Below are 18,355 nucleotides of genomic sequence, written 5' to 3' on the forward strand. Positions count from 1 at the left end.
CTGATAAAGCACGTCCGGCATCTCTGTCGTTTTATTCTTCAAAGCAGCGACAGAGTGCCGGAATTTACTGATTTTGAAAAGCTTCCAATTTGTCCACACGGCCTAGAAGCTTTCAAAATGAATACCCGCTTAAAACCATTAACAGAGAAACCCCAGTGAAAACGCCATATGAAGACCACAAACACAGCCAAATCCCGCACATGATCAAGACCAACAAAATACTTATTAGAAGATGGCTTTATTAAAGGTGAAACCCGCTATAAACATTATTCAGGACACAGGAATCAATCAGGAATCAATCACTTCTCGAAAGTGAGCTAAATGCTGGTCAACCACTCGTTCAACAGTAAAGTCTTTAGCCCTCTCCAACCCCAATCTTTCCCAGTGAACTCTATACTCCTTATCTAGCAAGAGCCTAACAACGACGCTTCCTAGTTTGTCATCGCCTGCCAAAACTCCCGCCTTTCCTCCTTGAAGAACGTCGCCGGAACCTGGGTTCCCACTGGCGACGACTACCGTCCCCGAAGCCATAGCTTCCACGTAAGCCATTCCAAAACCTTCATAACTACTTGGATAAAGGAAAACCCAAGATTCTCGGTAAAGATTCCCCAAAACCTCATCCGTCACACCACAAAAGAGCTTCACCTGAGGATGCTCAGGACAAGAGTCGGCAAGAAACCACAATTCCGCATCCGGCACCTTTGGGAGAACCTCGTTCACAAAGATCTCATAGGCTAACTCTCCCCGCTTTCGTCCTTTCCAATACCCATTATAAAACACCACCGGAACCTCCGACTTCTTACCAGGATAGAATTTATCAGGGGAATACCCATTTCCTATATAGTGAGGACTCCCAAAAATTTCCTGGGTATCACTGCCCACACAAAGCAACCGATCCGCTAACCGAGCTGAAGAGCATTCTAACAAATTCCCAATTAAAAGAAGAGCCTTACGAAGCACATTGTCTGTATGGGCACACTCTCTCTTGGAAGCCCCATGCATCGTTCTCACGACCTTAACTCCTCGACGATTCAAAAAGAACCAATCTTCACCATGAAAATGAATCACATCATAACCTGAGAACTGTTTAAAGTTGAGAATGAGAGGATACAAGAAATAGATTCCCAGACGACTTTTGCACAATCGACTCAGAAACCCCGTCCCCACGGGATACCAAACCTCAAAAACATCATCACCATTACCACCACTCAGACAACCAACAGTCACAGAACAACCCGGCACTTGAGAAAAGCCTTCCGCAAGGCGTTTCACCGTGACCGACACCCCTCCAGCCTTCTTTCCTGCGTCGGGCAAACTATGAACCATTTGAAGAATCTTCATACTCATAAACTAAAGACAGCTTTTCTAGAAAGGCCTTTCAAAGCCAAATAGTTCAACATCTTTCCCGTAATATTTTTCTACGAAGGACATACTAAAATCATCAAAGTATCTCTCCAAAGGAATTTTCTCATCCATATACTCTCCAGTCTCAGGAACTCGACTTTTCGACGGGTTTACCGAATGCTGAAGCTGAATCGAAGGATACCCCAATTCCTCCAACCAAGTCGGCAACTCTTGCATGAAAGATTCAATTCTGAAAACCTTGTCTACGACTAATTCCCCCTCTGCACTGGTGACAAACTGGCTTTGAGGAATGACATGACGATAACTATCATAGCCGAGCAAGTAGTTGTCATGAATGCTCTTCGGAAAGCCAGAAGTGAGAAATTCTTTAAACGTCCATGGTCTCTTTTTAACAAGCCTCCAATAGGCATTTTCCCCCCTCCAATTATATTCTGAAACTAAACGCGCCCAAGGACACCTAACGATTGCAAAACTGGGGAACGAAGGCCACTCCTTCCTTGAGAGGTAACCCTTTTTCAACAGCTCCTGTGCGGTCAAATGGGCTAAGCGTGGAGGTCCTCTCCAAGGCACTCGATTTCTCCCCATTCCATGTTGAGCATTCCTTTTGAATTTATACCGGGAATTTTCAAATGCCTTCTCAATAGCCGTGCCGGCACATTTAGGAATATGCACAAAAACAAGCTTGGGGTCATAGCTAATCATCGTTCTAACCTCTGCCCGCAAGTGAAGAAGAATATCCGCAATCACGGTTCAGCTTTTCCAGCCGAGTCGCCAAGAGATGTTTTGACCCTGAGCCCGCAACTTCATTCCAATCCGCTGGCCTCTCATAACCACCTTTACCTCGTCCAAGAACAGCCGTCGAAGATGGCGAAAATTGAGTCAATCTAATCCATCTTCTTTGCCATTTGCTATGAAGCTTAGGAGGAAGAAGCTCTTTTCTTCCAATCGCTCTCTCACCTAGAAAACGAGCAATCTCATCCAAAACAAAGATCGGATTTTTGGTCAAATCTTCGTAACGAACGCGCATCAATTTTCCGGGATTTCTTTCCCCATAATCAGCCCATTCCGAGTAGTGTCGCTCGTAGGAATCAATGGACTCGCCACCATACATCGCGTCAGCCCCCTGAAGAAACCCGAGCAGGTCGTCGTCATTTCGAGCTGGCAACTCTTGGCGCATGAGCTGATAAGAACAAAGAACCTTCCGAGGATCTCTTACGACATGAATAACCTTCGCCGCCTGCAGTATTTCCCCAACAAGCTCTCTCTCAGTTTCATCAAAGAAGCCTAAGCTTGGTCCACTATGAGTCTTACAAACGGGGTGCTCTGCAAGCACAAGACGTTCGAAAGTACGCTCTACCGTATTGGGCCAAGTTGAGAACCTGCTGATTCGGTCAAGGTCAACGAAAGACAACTCTAGATACTGTCCAGGCCAACGAGGAATACGACATTTCTTAAAATTCCTACGAAGGAAATCAATCATTAGATGAGTTCCTGAGCGCGGAAAGGAAGCCACAATTACTGGGACCACACTTTTTGCCCTGACTTTGTCAATCGCTTCCAACATATATTTTTTCACCCCTAAGTCACCAAGTAGAACTCTTGAAAGTTAATTCGGCGCCTAACCGAGCCCTCGCCCAGCCTTCTGCGCCAGAGAAACGACTTCAGATTGAGCAACCTCAGTTTCACTCCCTTGCGTTTCGTTCACAGGCTCCCCCACGGCATTCTCTCGAGAGTAGACAATCGTCGCAAAGACCACCCCTAGACCTGTCGAAAGTAGGTAAGGCATGGGCTGCGCAAAAATCCCCAGACCTCCTGACAAGGATGCTACTGATATCGCCAAAGTAGTTGGCAATATAAAGCCTGCCAACTTACGATCTGGCCCCTTTTCCATCTTCCAAATCTGGAGGTGAGGATAGAGCATGAAAATAGCTGCTCCGGCTACAACCATGACCAATACCAAGCCCCCAGCATTGATGAGGATCCGAGTAAAAGCATCGTGAGATTTCACATCCGTTCCGCGACCCATTCCGAACAAAGTCCAATTCGATGGGTTCGTCAGTTCCATATACCCCTCCAATCGAGGGTTGAAAGTCGAAATCGAATACGCCTCTCCAAAGGTTGACTTCACAAAGGAATTCATGTGTGTCATGTTATCTCGTAGATACTCGGCCCCAAAAATCATCGCGAGTAGCAAGCCGCTGCAGACCCCGTATAAGAACAGAGTCTTGAACTTGCTGCCAATGAGACAAAGTGGAATAATGGTGATAATCGCGATAGTAATTGCACTTTTAATCGCTGATAGAAGAAGGCAGCTGAAGAAAAGGAGTATCACAGTGATATACACCATTTTTTGCTGGGATTTCACTTGCCCATATTGGTAGTAACAAAAAGCCAATCCGATTGCAAAACCGTAAAACCCTACTCGATTTGATCCGAAACCGAGCGGACGGGGCATATTGTTAGGGTAATCCGCCCATTCCGCGATACCTGAAGCTGTAGCAAGACCGGATTGGTGATAAGCAACTTGAAAATCTGCAAATCCGAAGAAGCGTTGCTTGAGAGCCATTACAGCCCATAGAGACATGAGAAACAGTAGAAGATTCATCAGTTTAACGCGGTCTTCCCGAGTGCGATACATTCCAACAATTAAACCACCCGAACCAAGGTAGACCCCCGAATTGAAAGCCCACTGCCCTCCTCTCAGTCCTCCCCCCATGCTAATGAAGACTGCACTCGCAATAATGGCTCCTACGACGTAAAAAACCCATTCTGTCACAATAAACTTGTCGCGACCAACCGTCACTTGGACCAGTCGACCGGCGAAACAGGCTAAGAGAGCCACCATCACGACCCCCATCACCTCCGCGACCGTCTCGTAGGAGAAGGTCCCGTAATATGTGGCCACCTTCTTGAGGAGGTCGGTTGTCATTGCCTCGATCATGACGATCATCACCCCCAACTTGGGTCTCACGAAGCAGAACACGGCAACCCCCAAGCCAATCCATTTCGTAGCGTTGGATACCGCGCTACTTGAATCAGTCAGGGAACTTTGCATCACCGCCATGGCGGCAACAATTCCGAAGAAAATTACGAGAATGGCTAGAAAGTTTTTTTGCATATCCTTTAATTACGAAAGTTTCCCCTCGGGGCTACCTTCGCTCCCTCTAGCGGTATTTCAACCAGTTTGATAATAATGGCAGACAAGAGGAACAGAGGAATGAGACTTACCCCGAATACGATAAATCCCGCGAATGGTATAGGTAAAGAACGGTACCATTCCTGGCTCACCAACGCCCTCTCAGTCATCAAGCCAAGGGGAATATGTAGCAAATAAATAAGATAGCTATAGCGACCTATTACTTTATCCCACTTTCTCCAGCCACTACTTGGACGCTGGTAATATAGTGCTACCGTCGCCGGAGCGGCTAATACCACCGTCAGATAAAGGAAGACAACCTTAAAATTGTGACCTAGATATTCCAAGACAGCAGCCACAATTGCTGCACCGGTGAGAATTCCACACCAAAGAAGACCTCCACCACCTATGTATCGAATCTTTGTGCGTTCACCAATGTATTCACGCCAATGGTAGCATGCAGCACCCAATGCAAAAGGGAGGGAGCCAGCAGCAATTGAAAAATACAACGCACCCCAGCCAAGGTTAAGAAAAGGAATAAGAAGCTGACCGCAAACAGCAGCCCCCAACCAGATCATTACTCTCGTTTTGGTCTTTGACAGGCCAAAGGCTATCAACGTATACCAAACTAATTCTACAGTCAATGCCCAACTTGGAGGACAAAGCCGCGGATTGACCATCCCCGGCATCACACTGGGATAGAACATTGTTACATTACCAATCCACGAACGCACTCCGCTTGGAAAGCCCAAATTCGCGCGAAAGTCAGTGGCTGCTTCAGAACCAGCAAACCAAATAATTATTGCCGATATCACAATGCAACACCAATAAACTGGAAACAGCCTAAGGAATCTATTCCTTGCAAAATTGACTCGTCCTTCTCGTGTATATCCATACTTCTCCACCATAATGAGAGTCATGAGAAAACCACTCAAAAGGTAGAATGAGAAAACAGCCATTGAGCCGATCCCCCCCACGGAGGTCAGATGAAAGAGCGCAACCCAAAGAGCTAAAAAAGTCCGATATATCCCAAACATAACTTTAAAACATTCGTCGTGCAGAGTCGAAAATTTCTTCTAACCGTTCTGCTCGGGAGTTCCACTGGTGACGACTCATAGAAAATTGCGAATTCTTTTCAAAAATCTCCCGTAAGGTTGACCGTTCTGAGAGCTTAAGAGCCAATCCTTCAGCCATCTCCTCAACTTCAAAAGGCTTTACCAGCACTCCCAATTCGAAATTCTGGATAATTTCGCCATTGCCGCCCACATCAAAACCAGCAACCAAGCATCCACAAGCCATCGCCTCAACCAATGCGTTACTATAATTCTCTGAATTACTAGTATTGAGAAGGACTTCTGACTTTCGATACAATTCAGCCAATTCACTTTGAGTCACACAATCGATGAACTCTACCTTTTCTACAATGGCTAGACTCTGAGCCAAAGATAACAGAGAGTCCCGCTCGGGCCCCTCCCCTACCACGACCAACTTTCGAGCTAGCCCTTGCACTGAAAGCTTCTCAAACACTTCCAGAGCTCGCCCGATTCCTTTTTCCGGAACCTGTCTTCCCACGGCTAACATCAGCCCCTTTTCTTTCTGGCCTAAATCAGGATAGAACAATTCGTGGTCCAAGCCATTTCGCACGGTCAAGGTCTGCTTATCGGTAGTTCCAAACTTGTTAATGAGTTCCTTTCTCGCGTAATCGCTTGGCGTTAGAACAAAGGTAGCAGTTCGCGCAGCTTTGGCTATCATTCTACCCCTCCGAAGCCCTCGCAATTGTCCACTCAGGAGTCGGTCCGTCAATTTCAAACTTTTGAAACCCTGAAGATGGCACTCCATCACAAATGGAATCTTCAATCGATTGCTGCTTTCAAGGAACCGACTATGAATTCCTGAAACACTGTGAATCGTATCAGGAGCCCACTCTTTCAGGATTTCCTCGAACCTTACAAAGTCTTTATTTGTGTAAGAAACTCCCTCGTAAGCAAATAGCCCATTCATTGTCCAATCAGTAGGATCACCGGGGGCGGCCACAATGATTTTGTGACCTCGGTCGACGAGAGCTTTGGCACATTTCCAGATATTGAGCACCCCTCCCCCTTCGCGTTCGATACGACTTCCAGCCCTCGGGATGACTAATATCTTCATTTGCGATAATCGAAAAATAGGAAAACGAACTAGGCCCTGAAAGCAAAAATCTCATGATCTCCGGCAAAGACCTTTGTTTCAAATCCAAGCTGACGTAGTTTCTCAACCAGAGGAGACGGATCATCACGGTGATACTCGAGAGACCACTGACCGATCTTTGCAGCAACCTCGGAAGTCAAATCATCGAGAATCCCCTCCTCAGCACCCTCAATATCCATCTTAAGGTAATCGATGTATCCGAGTTCATATTTCGTGAACAGGTCTCCCAGCGTGACTTGCTCGACTTCATATCGAATCACTTCCGCATCAACCGGAACCAGCTTGTCTTGATTGATGGTCCCCCATTCATTGTAAATCGGCACCCCGTCTTCACGTTCCTCACCGCGAATCTCAGTAAAGGTAATAGTTTCACCAGTCTGCACTCCAGTGAGTGCAGAACATTCCAAGACAACTTGATTCGAATTCAGAGACACGAGCTTCTCCAGATTCGGAATCAACTGCTTTTGACACTCAACCGAAATGATTTTTGGACCATACGATCCAAACATCTGAGTCATCAAGGAGGTAAACTCTCCCAAATTTGCCCCAGCATCAACAATCACAACACCAGGTCTTTGAAGGCGACCTAACATGAGCCGATGATGGAACCCGCTGCCGGTATCAAAGAGAGGGTAATTAAGAGAATTTTTCACCAGCTTTTTAGCCAATAATCGTCTCCGTCTTTTCAAATACCTGCTCCCTCTTGTCTTTAACTGCTGCAACATATTTTAACTCATCTCTTTTTAGGTTCGCTGACTTCGTAGCCCAACTCTCCTAACTCAATACCCACTATTTCGGACAAACGTCTATTTGACTCCGAAAAATACCCATCCAAGTCATCTGCCGCACGCCTTGCCCTTTTTCTGAAGGCCCATCGCGCCAAACTTTTAGGTTCAACCAAATCAAAAAACTTCAACAAGGTAATCAGCTGCTGGCTCCCTTTTACATTGAGGAGCGGTGCGGGAGCGAGATTTGTTCTTCTAAATCGATTTAAAAACCGCAGAAGTCCGAGACGTGTGAGTGAAGGATTCACATTTACGCGCTCATCGGAAAAATTGATCACAATCTCCCGCCCGCAGAAAGTCGCCAGCCTTTTCAAAAAATCATCGAAATCATTCTTGAGGATTTCATAAGGAAGGGCCAAAACATTTCTTTCGCCGTAAATCTCTTGATACCTTTGAACCTGAAGATCATACTCGAAAAAACTAGGTGAAAAATATGGCATCCTCTCGTGATTTGGAGGATTCAAGAAGCGCACAAATGACTCGCAACCTCCGTGCTTCAAATACTCAGGATAGAATGAAGCAAAATGGGAGTATTGCTCTCTGAACACGATCAGAATCTTTGCCTCTGGAAAGATCTCTTTTAGTCGTTGCGCAAGTACCTCCTCATCAAATCCACCTGAAACAGGATTACCTAAAAGGCACTCATGAGAAACAATCGGAATCATTTGATTACTCTCATCCGGCAAAGACATCGCTTCCTTGACTGCGTTATGGTCAAAACTTCGCAATTCTGGAGCGATAATCAGCTTGGAAATATCGCCATAGTCTAGAATATTAAAAAAGGGTTTCTGAGAAAAACAGCACCTTTGCAGAAAGGTGCTTCCTGTCTTCGTATGCCCGATATGAATAAGTGGGATAGACATTTAATTCTTTGCTTCCTGAGCATCGAAAATAACCGAACTCATAAAATTCTAACCGAACAAAGTGCTATAGAGGATCTCGTCCATTGCATTTTTCTCAGCAAATCGATCAAGCACTCTTTGGGAAAGTTTCTTCTTAACAAGTATTCTCCGAACAAATTGCCCGAAATCGCCTCTCAAAAGAGAGCGACTGGCACTCCTGATATTCTGATCCACATTTCGGTTCTCGGCCAACCCCTGCACTTGCCAATTCAAAGCAGAGGCAAACTCCTTGAGCCAATCCGAATTCTCTACATTATAAATATTTTCAAATTTTGCTAGATTGCTGAGCGCCAATTCGACATCAGCTTGCGTCAATTCACGTTCCGTGATTCCTATCTCCGAAAACACTCGGGTGAAATAGTTTTCATAACTCCAAAGGCGAGCACTTTGACTACGCCAGAACTTTTCAGGAGCACGAGGAACTTGTCCTCCCCCACGACAGTAGTGATGCCGATAGGCGGAAAAATATCTTTTCCTTGGGCTTCGTAAACCTGTCACAAGAATAATCTCTTTCCTTTCGACCAAAGACTGAAAATTTGGACTTCCTTGCTCACTTGCCGTAAAAGTTACGCCCCGAGAGATCAATCCGTCTACGAAAGAATTTAACTCATCTTCTCCATATTCCCAAATAGGAAGGTGACGCCCACTCTTATCACACGGGTTCCCGTTTCGATGACGCTCAGGAAAAGTTTCCCCATTCAGCCTAGCGAGTTCAACAACCGTCGATCCAGCACACTTATGAAGATGCTGAAACCAAATGAGTTTATGATTATTTTCACCCTTTATCATTACTTTCGACTAAAAATTTATTATCCGACAAAATGTCTACCTCTAAATTAACGACGAGCAATCACTTTAAGATCCCGTTCTGGAGCCCAAAAACTGTAAAGACAACTTCTCTTTGAATTAATGAAATCTCGCGCAATTGAAGACACTTTGAAACTCTTATCGTCAAATATTCCAGCATTATCAGAGCAGGTCTCATACAAACGAATATCGTCGTGAAAGATTTCTTCGACTTTCGCTCTTGCATCTTGGCTCACTTCAATTCTTTGTGAAGAAGGTGAAACATTTTCCTTTCCTATCGAAATTCTAATACCGAATTCATTCTTAACAAACTCTTCGATCTTCTCAAAATTAGGATACTGAAATAGAGTCATTGCAGGAAGACTTCCTGATTTAAGAGCTAGAGCTGTTGATTGTGTTGGAAAGAAACCGCCTTCAACTCTCCAATCAAGAAAGTCTTCTAAATTTCCAGAGACAGGCATTCCCTCGTAAAACTGAGCAAATTGACCTTTCAGATGAAATCGCAGGCAATGCTTATAATAAGAGGTTACCCATGCAAGAGGTTCTCTAACGACCGCAAATTTCGTCAATTCTGCAAAAATCTCCTCCGGAACTAGCTCCTCAGCAAACGCCATCCCCGCATGGGGATAATTATCAAAATTGAAAGTTTTCCAAGTTCTAGCGTGAGTGCCCACCTTTCTCCTGATTTTGGATAGTATCGAGCGATTCGGTTGGTTCGCAAAATCATGCAGCGCCCCCCTAACACTAGTCCCTCCGGATTTCGGAATGTGCACGTATAAAAACTGACTATTTTTTGATAATAGCATTGAATTTAGAACTAAAACCTCTAACAGATTCAAGCTGAAATTTTCTTTAGATATAAACGGAAGCCACAAAAGGCATTAGCAATCACTACGGGAAGCTTCACCGCTGCAACAAACGCTACAAACCATCCTAATAGCAACGACAATCCAACTAAAGGCACTGTTATAAGCATTCCAATTATTGAAGGCTTGAAATCAATATTATACTCAAAGATACGACCTACCGAGTTTGATGAATAAACAAGAAACTCAGCAATGGAACAAATTGTTAAGACAGCAAGAGGCCAGCCATTCAAGATCCCCTTCGAAAAAGAGAAGTATTTTATTGCAATCGAATAACCCACTAAAAGGATAAGAACACTCACGAAGTAGAGTGATAAACTCAACAGAGCGGTCCGATTTACCGACTTTTGGATTTTATCCCAACGCCCTTGAACATAAAACTTAACCCAGAGGGTAAAATTAGCATTCCATAGAGATTGACCCACCTGAGAACAAGTGGTTAGAAGATATCGAGTAAAGAGATAGTCTCCAACTAGTGCCGGCGAGAAATAAATCGGGAGAAGGTTGACACTTAATCGCTCTACAGAAGTCGCCATTCCTGATGCCAAATTCTTAAGAACCGGTCCTAATAGGTCTTTGAAAATCGCCATAGAAGGCTCCGCTTTCTCCTGAAAAGTGTTCTTCTTTAGGCGAAGAACACTTATCGCAACGCAAACACGAAACAAAGCCTCTCCAGCAACATAGACAATTAAAACTCCGGCAAGACCTCCGCCCATTAACAGCGATAATGTACCGCCTAAGTTTTGGAGTAGAACCCTGAGTAGGTCAATACGATTATTTAAGCTTACTCGTCCTGCGGCCCGTTGGGCTGCTATATAGGAAAAACCGAACGAATTCAAGTAAGGCCGTAACGTTCCAAGAAATATGAGTAAATAGAGATAACCGAGATTTGTACTCAATCCACTCCCAGCAATTTTTATGGTTGCTGCATAATTGAGAAAGGCAACAAAGAGAATCATTACTCCTGCTGCAAAAAACTGCATCCGCTGGAGTGTTTTGAAACAACTCCAGAAAGCTTTCCAATCAGGCTCGTTATTAGGCGAGTTTCTGGAGACCACATCTCTCCTCTTTTCTGAAAGAGAAGCCTGGCCTCCGATAGCAATCGAAAGAGCCCGGGTAAAGATACTTCCGATCCGGCGAACGACTATATTGCAAAATACAGCATTACTTAAATAAAGTAAGAACAAAGTTGACTCCCAAACCTCTAGCTGGATCAAGAGAACCGGCATAAACACCAAGAGATTCAGAGGCTTTGCTGAAAGCGTTGCTAGTTGGGTCGCATTATTGGACTTCCATAATTTTTTAAACATGCCATCAGACATTAATAAACTTGCCAGGTTTTGTTTATTCGATTGATTAATTTAACGCTAATTATTAGTCTAGAGAAGGTCAGACATTTTTTAAAATGTTTGCAGAAGCTGGCTTTTTGAGCCATGAAAACGCTTGCTCGTTTCTTTTACTGGTCTACACGCTAAATCCTGTTTTTTCAAAACTTAGGAGGCTCTGACGCCAACTCTTCACGGTAATCACACTAAAATTATCGCTTAACCTCTGACCTGATTTTCGGAGTCTACCTCATCACACTTTTCCAAGGCAGTTTAAAGAAAGGACAAAGCGGCTGTGGTTTTTCTTCGAGGAATCGTGACGGTGCCACCACTCTCAAAAATATAGTTGCGAAGCTCATCGCTATCGTAGCCTCTGGCCCCGATGACAATCTTGTCGCGAACAATGCCTAGCACTTCACTCGCCGCTTGTTATCCCAACTCGATTGCTTGGAACTAATTTGAGGTTGAGGAACTTTCCTTGAGGGTTTGTCACTGCACCAAGTTTCGAATTCCGGCCTCCTTATGTCTGAGAATTCGGAGAAATGGCAGGCATCCAGGTGAAATTTGATGTAAGTGTCATTAGTGACTTTGTAGCGGTCGCGATTGTATTGGCAAACCCTCTTGTCGAGAAGAGCCCAAAACTAGACCCGTTGGGTCCAACGGGAAAAGAAACGGTGAACGCTGTTTTACTTTCCGTAGTAGCCCGGCAACTGATTTGACGGCGCGCTGGTTATAAGAACTTGCCAAATTCTACTTATAGTTTTGAAAAGCTTTTAATTTGCCTACACGGGCTAAAGCAATTCAATAATAAACAAAGTCAATTAATCTCGAATAAGGGCTTTCGATTGCTTTTCCAAAGATGGGGAAAGTGATAGAACTTCCCCAAGACACTCTCAAATTAACTGCTTTTTCACTTTCGAACTTTCTTTAGTCTTTTTGTTCTAACACGACAGCCAGTAAAGAACCCGATTAGCACTTAGACGATCATGCCTGCACCAACAGTTTCGTTAGTGCCAGGATCAACAAGAATGAAGGAGCCTGTGAGTCGATTCTTACGATAATTGTCGTGAAGAAGAGGCGCAGCTGTTCGGAGAGTCACACGTCCAATCTCATTGAGGTTGAGCGAGATAGCATCCTCAACCTTGTGCAAGGTATTTACATCTACTTGATAGCGCATTTCACGAATAACGGCCTGAGTCTCGTGGCTGGTATGCTTAATGATGTATTTACCTCGCGTCTGCATGGGAGTGCTTGAGAACCAACAAACCATTGCCTCAATGTCCTGCTCGACTTTGGGTTGATTGTTTGGTTTTGCAATCATATCGCCACGCGAGAGGTCAATTTCATCATTAAGGGTGATGCAAATCGACTGAGGTGCAAACGCTTCCTCAATCTCTTTGCCGTCAAGGTAAATCGACTTGATAGAAGTCTTGAATCCGGACGGCAACGCAGCGACCTCATCACCAGGACGGAAAACTCCCCCTGCGACCCGACCGGCAAAACCACGGAAGTCATGCCAATTGTCACTTTGAGGACGGATAACCCATTGGACGGGAAAACGCGCATCAACGTGGTTCTCTTCTCCGCCGATGTAGACATTCTCCAAGTGATAGAGGAAGGTAGGACCTTGATACCAATCCATGTTGGTAGATTTATCAACGACGTTATCTCCATTGAGCGCAGAAATCGGAATGGGCTCAATATCAACGATATTTCCTAAGCGAGAGGCAAAAGACTCGTATTCTGCAACGATCTCGTTGAAGCGCCCTTCCGAATAGTCGACGAGATCCATCTTATTAACAGCAAGGACAACATGCTGAATGCGTAAGAGGTCTGCGATGAAAGAGTGTCGTTTGGTTTGCTCGATAATGCCCTTGCGAGCGTCCACCAAGATGATGGCCAAATTTGCGGTAGAGGCACCAGTCACCATGTTACGCGTGTATTGCACGTGGCCAGGAGTATCGGCGATAATGAATTTCCGCTTAGGAGTGGCAAAATAGCGATAGGCTACGTCAATAGTAATCCCTTGCTCCCGTTCGGCCTTAAGACCGTCGGTAAGGAGCGCAAGATTGACGTGTTCGTCTCCTTTCTTCTTTGAGCTCTCCTCAATGGCTTCGAGTTGATCCTCGAAAATAGACTTGGAGTCGTATAGAAGACGACCAATGAGGGTGGATTTTCCGTCGTCAACGGAACCGGCAGTAGTAAATCTGAGTAGGTCCATGAAAGTGGTATTTTTTTAATAATCTGTGTATGAGAGAGGGACTTCTAAAAATATCCTTCTTTTTTACGGTCTTCCATTGCAGTTTCCGAACGCTTGTCGTCAGCCCGATTTCCACGTTCGGTTTGACGGGCGGCTGCGACTTCATCGATGATTTTTTCGATTGTGTCCGCATCTGACTCAACGGCACCGGTAATGGTCGCGTCACCCATAGTGCGGAAGCGAATACGCATATTCTTCACTTCTTCACCGTCGCGAGGTTGCACAAATTCAGAAACAGCCAAAATAGTGCCGTTGCGAATGACACAATCCCGTTCATGGGCGTAATAGAGACTCGGAAGAACAATACCTTCCCGCTTCATATACATCCAAACATCCATTTCAGTGAAATTGGAAAGAGGAAAAACTCGGAAATTTTCTCCCTGATGCATGCGACCGTTGAAAAGATTCCAAAGCTCAGGGCGCTGATTCTTGGGATCCCATTGCCCGAAGTCATCGCGATGTGAGAAGAAACGCTCTTTAGCACGGGCTTTTTCCTCGTCACGACGGCCTCCACCCAGGGCGGCATCGAACTGATGCTCTTCGATGGTATCCAGTAAGGTAATAATCTGTGCCCGATTACGGGAAGCGTTCACTCCTTTTTCCTCTACGACCCGCCCCTTGTCGATTGACTCTTGGACTGAACCTACAACGAGTCGCGCATTGATTTTCTCAACAAACTCGTCGCGATAGGTCATCGTTTCGGCAAAGTTGTGACCAGTATCCACATGAACCAAGGGGAATGGTAAACGAGAAGGCCAAAAGGCTTTCGCAGCTAGGTGAGCCATTACAATGGAATCTTTTCCTCCCGAAAAAAGGAGAGCGGGATTCTCAAATTGGGCTGCGGTTTCGCGGAGAATAAATATTGCTTCCGCTTCGAGTTGATCTAAGTGACTGAGTGAATAATCAGGCATCGTTCTTTCTATTTGGAGAGTCCGGAAATGAGCGACAGAACTTCTGTGGCGCTTTGTGTAGGACTAAGTTTTTGAGTATCTAAAATAAGTTCGGCTTCCTCGGGCTCTTCGAAGCTGCTGTCTTTGCCGGTAAAGTTGGCCACTTTGCCATCCGCCACTTTGGCGTAAAGACCTTTGGGGTCTCTTCGAGCGCATGTCTCGAAGTCTGCTTTGACATAGATTTCGCGAAAATCTTCGCCCACAATCCCCCGGGCCATTTCGCGAAAGCGCCGCAGTGGGGTAATAACCGAAATCAGAGTTATGACGCCCTGAGAAGCAAAGAGCTTGGCGACCTCGGCGGTGCGGCGAACATTTTCATTACGAGCTTCATTGGTGAAACCCAAGTCTGCATTCAAACCACTACGGAGGTTGTCACCATCGAGAACAACAGTAAAGCGACCTTGGGCCGCAAGTTGTTTTTCAACCTCGGTCGCAATCGTCGATTTCCCGGACCCCGACATTCCGTAAAGCCAGAGAACGATGCCGTTCTGACCCAAAAGTTTTTCTTTACCTTTACGAGAAACGAAACGCTCGAAATCAGGATGAATATTTTCTGCCACAATAAAATTCCGCTAAAAATTTATACGATAGTTTTTAATGTCTGTCATCTGTTGAAAAATTCTCCAAACAAAAGTCGAATTATTTATGGAATACCGTCTAAACAGGCGCCGAGGTTCCATCAGCAGACGAAAGAACCATTCAAGCCCGCTTTTCTGCATCCACCTAGGTGCTTGTGCAAGATGTCCAGTATGAAAATCAAAAGCGGCGCCTACGCCCAACATTACCAGGCGATGTGGCCAATCTGTAGAGAGACTCGGATACCTCTTTAGAAGTTCAAACATAAACTTCTCCTGCTTTGGAGTGCTCAAGCCCACCCAAAGAAAATGCGGCCGAGTTTTGTTCAACTCAGCAACGAAATCAGACAATTCGTCTTCATTGAGTTCACGGAACGGTGGAGTCAGAGCCCCAACTGCTTTCATGTCCGGATACCAACTCTGCAAGCGAGAAGACAATTCTTGGGCTATCCCCTCTTTCCCTCCAAAAAAGAAATGCTTCATCCCTTGTCCAGCTGATTTCTCTACCACTCCAAGCATTAGATCCGGTCCATAGACTCTAGAGATTTGAGCGAACCCATTCCACCTCCCGACCCAAACCATCGGCATTCCATCGGGTGTCGACAGGAAAGAGGAGTTGTGCACTTCTTTTAGATACGGGTCTCGTTGGGACTCCATAACCCCGTGAACTCCAGTGACAGTCACATATTTTCCGCCCCCTGCCTTGTCTAAGGCGCCATCAATTACAGTTTGGATGGCTTCGTCGAGGTTGATCGCACTAATGCCAACTCCGAGGACATTGCTCCTCGGCTTAATTTGCAGTGATGCCGCGCGTCTATTACTAGAGTGTGCTCCGACTTCCAAATGCTCAGATTTCCCATCAAAATTGGTCAGCGTCTCGTCACTTTCCTCGACTATCGTCTGGCAGCCATTCAAACCATCCTGAAACACTTGTTTGCCCAATCTCTGAACAAACATGGAATTAAAGACCAAATAGCGCTCCCACAAACGACTAGGCTCTTGCGTTAATCGATAAAACCAAGTGAGCCCGGCCCGCTGCATCCAGTCTGGGGCATCTTTTTTTGTACCAGCATTGACATCAAAAGCAAATCCTACAGCCAACAAGGCCTTTGCTTTCAATTCAGATTTGAAGCGATTGATCCAATCTTGCTGTTTCGGCGTGCCCAATCCGACCCAAACAACATCGGGGTTGACCGCATTAATATCAGAAAGAATATCATTCTCTTCGCTTGAACCAAAATAACCATTGCGAGATCCAACTACCTTAAAGGCGGGATTCCGCCTATGGATATTTTCCAACAAACGGTCGAGACATTCTTGAGAACCGCCGAGAAAATAGTGAGTCAAATGCTCCGGCGTACTTTCAATCATATGACTCAAGAAACTAGGCCCATAAACACGGTCCTTCATCTTCCCCCCCCGAAGATTCACCGCCCATGTGAGGACGGTGCTATCAGGAACAAAGAGATCAACGGATCCAGTCATTCGACGGAACTCTTCATCTGAATCCCGCATCGCCACAATGTGAACATTGGTAAAGTCTACTGAAAGAGGTTCACTCTGAACCTCTTTGCAGTAGTCTCCCAAATCACAGCCAAGCTTTGCATAGCTTGTCACAGTACAATTTGTACTGATAACTCGCACTAATTGCCCGAAACTATGTGCTTTTGACAACATGAACTGTCTAGCGGCCTTTCAATTCGCCGCTTCTACGCCGGGCACTTCAAGTGCGAAACGAGCTACTGAACCACAGTCTCGCCCAACTTGCGGCGATCATACTGCTCTTTGATCCAGTGATAGGTCTTCTCCATACCCGTGACCAAGTCGATCTCTGGCTCCCAGCCGAGCTTCTGCTTAATCATGGTATTGTCGGAGTTGCGACCGCGCACTCCTTGTGGAGCGTCGAGGTTGTAGTTACGCTTCACCTTCACCCCGGCAATATTCTCAACGATATCAAGAAGACCGTTGATAGTAACCAATTCACTCCGCCCAAGGTTGAGGGGGTCAGTTACGTCGGATGCCATGAGCTTGTCGATTCCGGTCACACAGTCATCGATATACATGAAGGAGCGAGTTTGCTCCCCGTCTCCCCAAATCTCCATCTCAAGCTGACCCTTATCGATGCACTCAATGACCTTGCGGCACATCGCGGCAGGCGCCTTCTCGCGACCACCATCCCATGTTCCGAAGGGTCCATAGACGTTGTGGAAACGGTAAACCTTGGAGATGAAGTTGAAATCTTCTTCGAAATTCTTACAGAGACGCTCGGAGAACAACTTCTCCCAACCATAACCATTCTCAGGCATTGCTGGATAAGCATCCTCCTCCTTAAGAGCGATAACTGCCGCATCAGTTTGCTTGAAATCCGGATAAATGCAGGCGCTGGAGCTGTAGAAATAATCCTTCACGCCCTGCTCCTTGGCAGCCATGAGCATGTGGGTATTAATCAAAACACTGAGCATGCAAAGCGAACGGTTATTCTCGATGAATCCCATCCCCCCCATATTACAAGCAAGATTGTAGACCTCATCACAGCCTTCCATCACCTTGAAGCAGGCGTCCTTCTCCTCCATATTAGCGGAGATGTTCTCGGCGTCTTCATGAAGCTGATACCACTCACTCAAAGGCTTGATGTCAGCGATAACGACTTGGTTGCCGCGTTCGAGATGGCTCTTCGCGAGATGGCCACCGATGAATCCTCCACCGCCGGCGATTAATACTTTCTTACTCATTAGTTGTCTTCTGGGGTAAACTGTCAGTCTTTAAGATTGAACTGTCAGGGGACATTGATTTTACGCATGCGTCCGCCATTGGTCAATCTTCGAAAAAGAGACCTGAGGAAAGCTTTGCCTATCGCGCAGCACGGCTCCCATAAATAACACTGGGGAGATGAGTTCAATAAAAAATGAACCAAGTTAGGTCAGCTGGCTTTTTCCCGGACCAAGAGAGAGTAAATGTCGAGCTCAACGGGCCGGGTTTCTCCCATCATTTCCAGCAAAACCTGAACTCGCTCTTTCGAGGGCAAGACCTCCACCACAACCCCCCCTACCCCACGGAACGCCCCGTCGACGAGCTCGACCTCATCACCGACTCCCAACTTCTTCTCGATTGTCAGAATTGCCTCATCTTGCTCCTCAACGGTAAACTCTTGCCTGAGCTCGCTGACGAACTTTTCTGAAACCGGCGGGAGCACCCTT

Annotated in this window: 17 protein-coding genes; 1 reads left to right on the top strand and 16 read right to left on the bottom strand. The window is 45.8% G+C overall.

What is annotated here, in order from left to right; translation table 11 throughout:
• Nucleotides 1–288: 288 nt before the first annotated feature.
• From IE099_RS18980 to IE099_RS19055, 16 genes are all read right to left on the bottom strand, one after another.
• Nucleotides 289–1,341 carry a glycosyltransferase family 4 protein gene (locus tag IE099_RS18980; RefSeq protein WP_189573814.1) on the bottom strand — a complete coding sequence of 351 codons (1,053 nt, stop codon included), beginning with the start codon at nucleotides 1,339–1,341 and terminating at the stop codon, nucleotides 289–291.
• A gap of 24 nt (nucleotides 1,342–1,365) precedes the next feature.
• Nucleotides 1,366–2,067 carry a sulfotransferase family 2 domain-containing protein gene (locus tag IE099_RS18985; protein ID WP_189573817.1) on the bottom strand — a complete coding sequence of 234 codons (702 nt, stop codon included), beginning with the start codon at nucleotides 2,065–2,067 and terminating at the stop codon, nucleotides 1,366–1,368.
• A 4-nt stretch (nucleotides 2,068–2,071) separates the two neighbouring features.
• The gene (locus IE099_RS18990; protein ID WP_268244943.1) at nucleotides 2,072–2,929 is read right to left on the bottom strand and encodes a sulfotransferase domain-containing protein; all 858 of its coding nucleotides are present in this window, start codon (nucleotides 2,927–2,929) and stop codon (nucleotides 2,072–2,074) included.
• A gap of 54 nt (nucleotides 2,930–2,983) precedes the next feature.
• Entirely contained in the window at nucleotides 2,984–4,483 is a 1,500-nt protein-coding gene (locus IE099_RS18995) for a hypothetical protein (protein WP_189573823.1), read from the bottom strand.
• 5 nt (nucleotides 4,484–4,488) lie between these two features.
• On the bottom strand, nucleotides 4,489–5,538 hold the full coding sequence (locus IE099_RS19000) for an acyltransferase family protein (protein ID WP_189573826.1): 1,050 nt from the start codon (nucleotides 5,536–5,538) through the stop codon (nucleotides 4,489–4,491).
• Nucleotides 5,539–5,542: 4 nt separating this feature from the next.
• A complete protein-coding gene (locus tag IE099_RS19005; protein WP_189573828.1) occupies nucleotides 5,543–6,649 on the bottom strand; it encodes a glycosyltransferase family 4 protein in 1,107 nt (368 codons plus the stop codon).
• Nucleotides 6,650–6,678: 29 nt separating this feature from the next.
• Nucleotides 6,679–7,356 carry an FkbM family methyltransferase gene (locus IE099_RS19010; protein ID WP_189573830.1) on the bottom strand — a complete coding sequence of 226 codons (678 nt, stop codon included), beginning with the start codon at nucleotides 7,354–7,356 and terminating at the stop codon, nucleotides 6,679–6,681.
• A 65-nt stretch (nucleotides 7,357–7,421) separates the two neighbouring features.
• Nucleotides 7,422–8,336: a DNA topoisomerase subunit B gene (locus tag IE099_RS19015; protein WP_189573833.1), complete on the bottom strand. Its 915-nt coding sequence runs from the start codon at nucleotides 8,334–8,336 to the stop codon at nucleotides 7,422–7,424.
• Nucleotides 8,337–8,384: 48 nt separating this feature from the next.
• Nucleotides 8,385–9,164 (bottom strand): hypothetical protein, encoded by a 780-nt coding sequence (locus IE099_RS19020; protein WP_189573835.1) that lies wholly within the window; start codon nucleotides 9,162–9,164, stop codon nucleotides 8,385–8,387.
• A gap of 47 nt (nucleotides 9,165–9,211) precedes the next feature.
• Complete coding sequence (locus tag IE099_RS19025; RefSeq protein WP_189573837.1) at nucleotides 9,212–9,988, bottom strand: sulfotransferase family 2 domain-containing protein; 777 nt, start codon at nucleotides 9,986–9,988, stop codon at nucleotides 9,212–9,214.
• Between the two features lie 29 nt (nucleotides 9,989–10,017).
• Complete coding sequence (locus IE099_RS19030) at nucleotides 10,018–11,358, bottom strand: hypothetical protein (RefSeq protein WP_189573839.1); 1,341 nt, start codon at nucleotides 11,356–11,358, stop codon at nucleotides 10,018–10,020.
• 991 nt (nucleotides 11,359–12,349) lie between these two features.
• On the bottom strand, nucleotides 12,350–13,594 hold the full coding sequence (gene cysN, locus IE099_RS19035; protein ID WP_189573841.1) for a sulfate adenylyltransferase subunit CysN: 1,245 nt from the start codon (nucleotides 13,592–13,594) through the stop codon (nucleotides 12,350–12,352).
• A 44-nt stretch (nucleotides 13,595–13,638) separates the two neighbouring features.
• Nucleotides 13,639–14,544 carry a sulfate adenylyltransferase subunit CysD gene (cysD, locus tag IE099_RS19040; RefSeq protein ID WP_189573843.1) on the bottom strand — a complete coding sequence of 302 codons (906 nt, stop codon included), beginning with the start codon at nucleotides 14,542–14,544 and terminating at the stop codon, nucleotides 13,639–13,641.
• An 8-nt stretch (nucleotides 14,545–14,552) separates the two neighbouring features.
• On the bottom strand, nucleotides 14,553–15,146 hold the full coding sequence (gene cysC, locus IE099_RS19045) for an adenylyl-sulfate kinase (RefSeq protein ID WP_189574004.1): 594 nt from the start codon (nucleotides 15,144–15,146) through the stop codon (nucleotides 14,553–14,555).
• A gap of 9 nt (nucleotides 15,147–15,155) precedes the next feature.
• A complete protein-coding gene (locus IE099_RS19050) occupies nucleotides 15,156–16,775 on the bottom strand; it encodes a WecB/TagA/CpsF family glycosyltransferase (RefSeq protein ID WP_189573845.1) in 1,620 nt (539 codons plus the stop codon).
• A 122-nt stretch (nucleotides 16,776–16,897) separates the two neighbouring features.
• A complete protein-coding gene (locus IE099_RS19055; protein WP_189573847.1) occupies nucleotides 16,898–17,890 on the bottom strand; it encodes an NAD-dependent epimerase/dehydratase family protein in 993 nt (330 codons plus the stop codon).
• A 173-nt stretch (nucleotides 17,891–18,063) separates the two neighbouring features.
• Here IE099_RS19055 and IE099_RS20890 point away from each other — a divergent pair, with 173 nt between their 5' ends.
• Entirely contained in the window at nucleotides 18,064–18,336 is a 273-nt protein-coding gene (locus IE099_RS20890; RefSeq protein ID WP_229809595.1) for a hypothetical protein, read from the top strand.
• Nucleotides 18,337–18,355: the final 19 nt, after the last annotated feature.

This window comes from Roseibacillus persicicus (assembly GCF_014651675.1).
Classification (GTDB): Bacteria; Verrucomicrobiota; Verrucomicrobiia; order Verrucomicrobiales; family Akkermansiaceae; genus Roseibacillus; species Roseibacillus persicicus.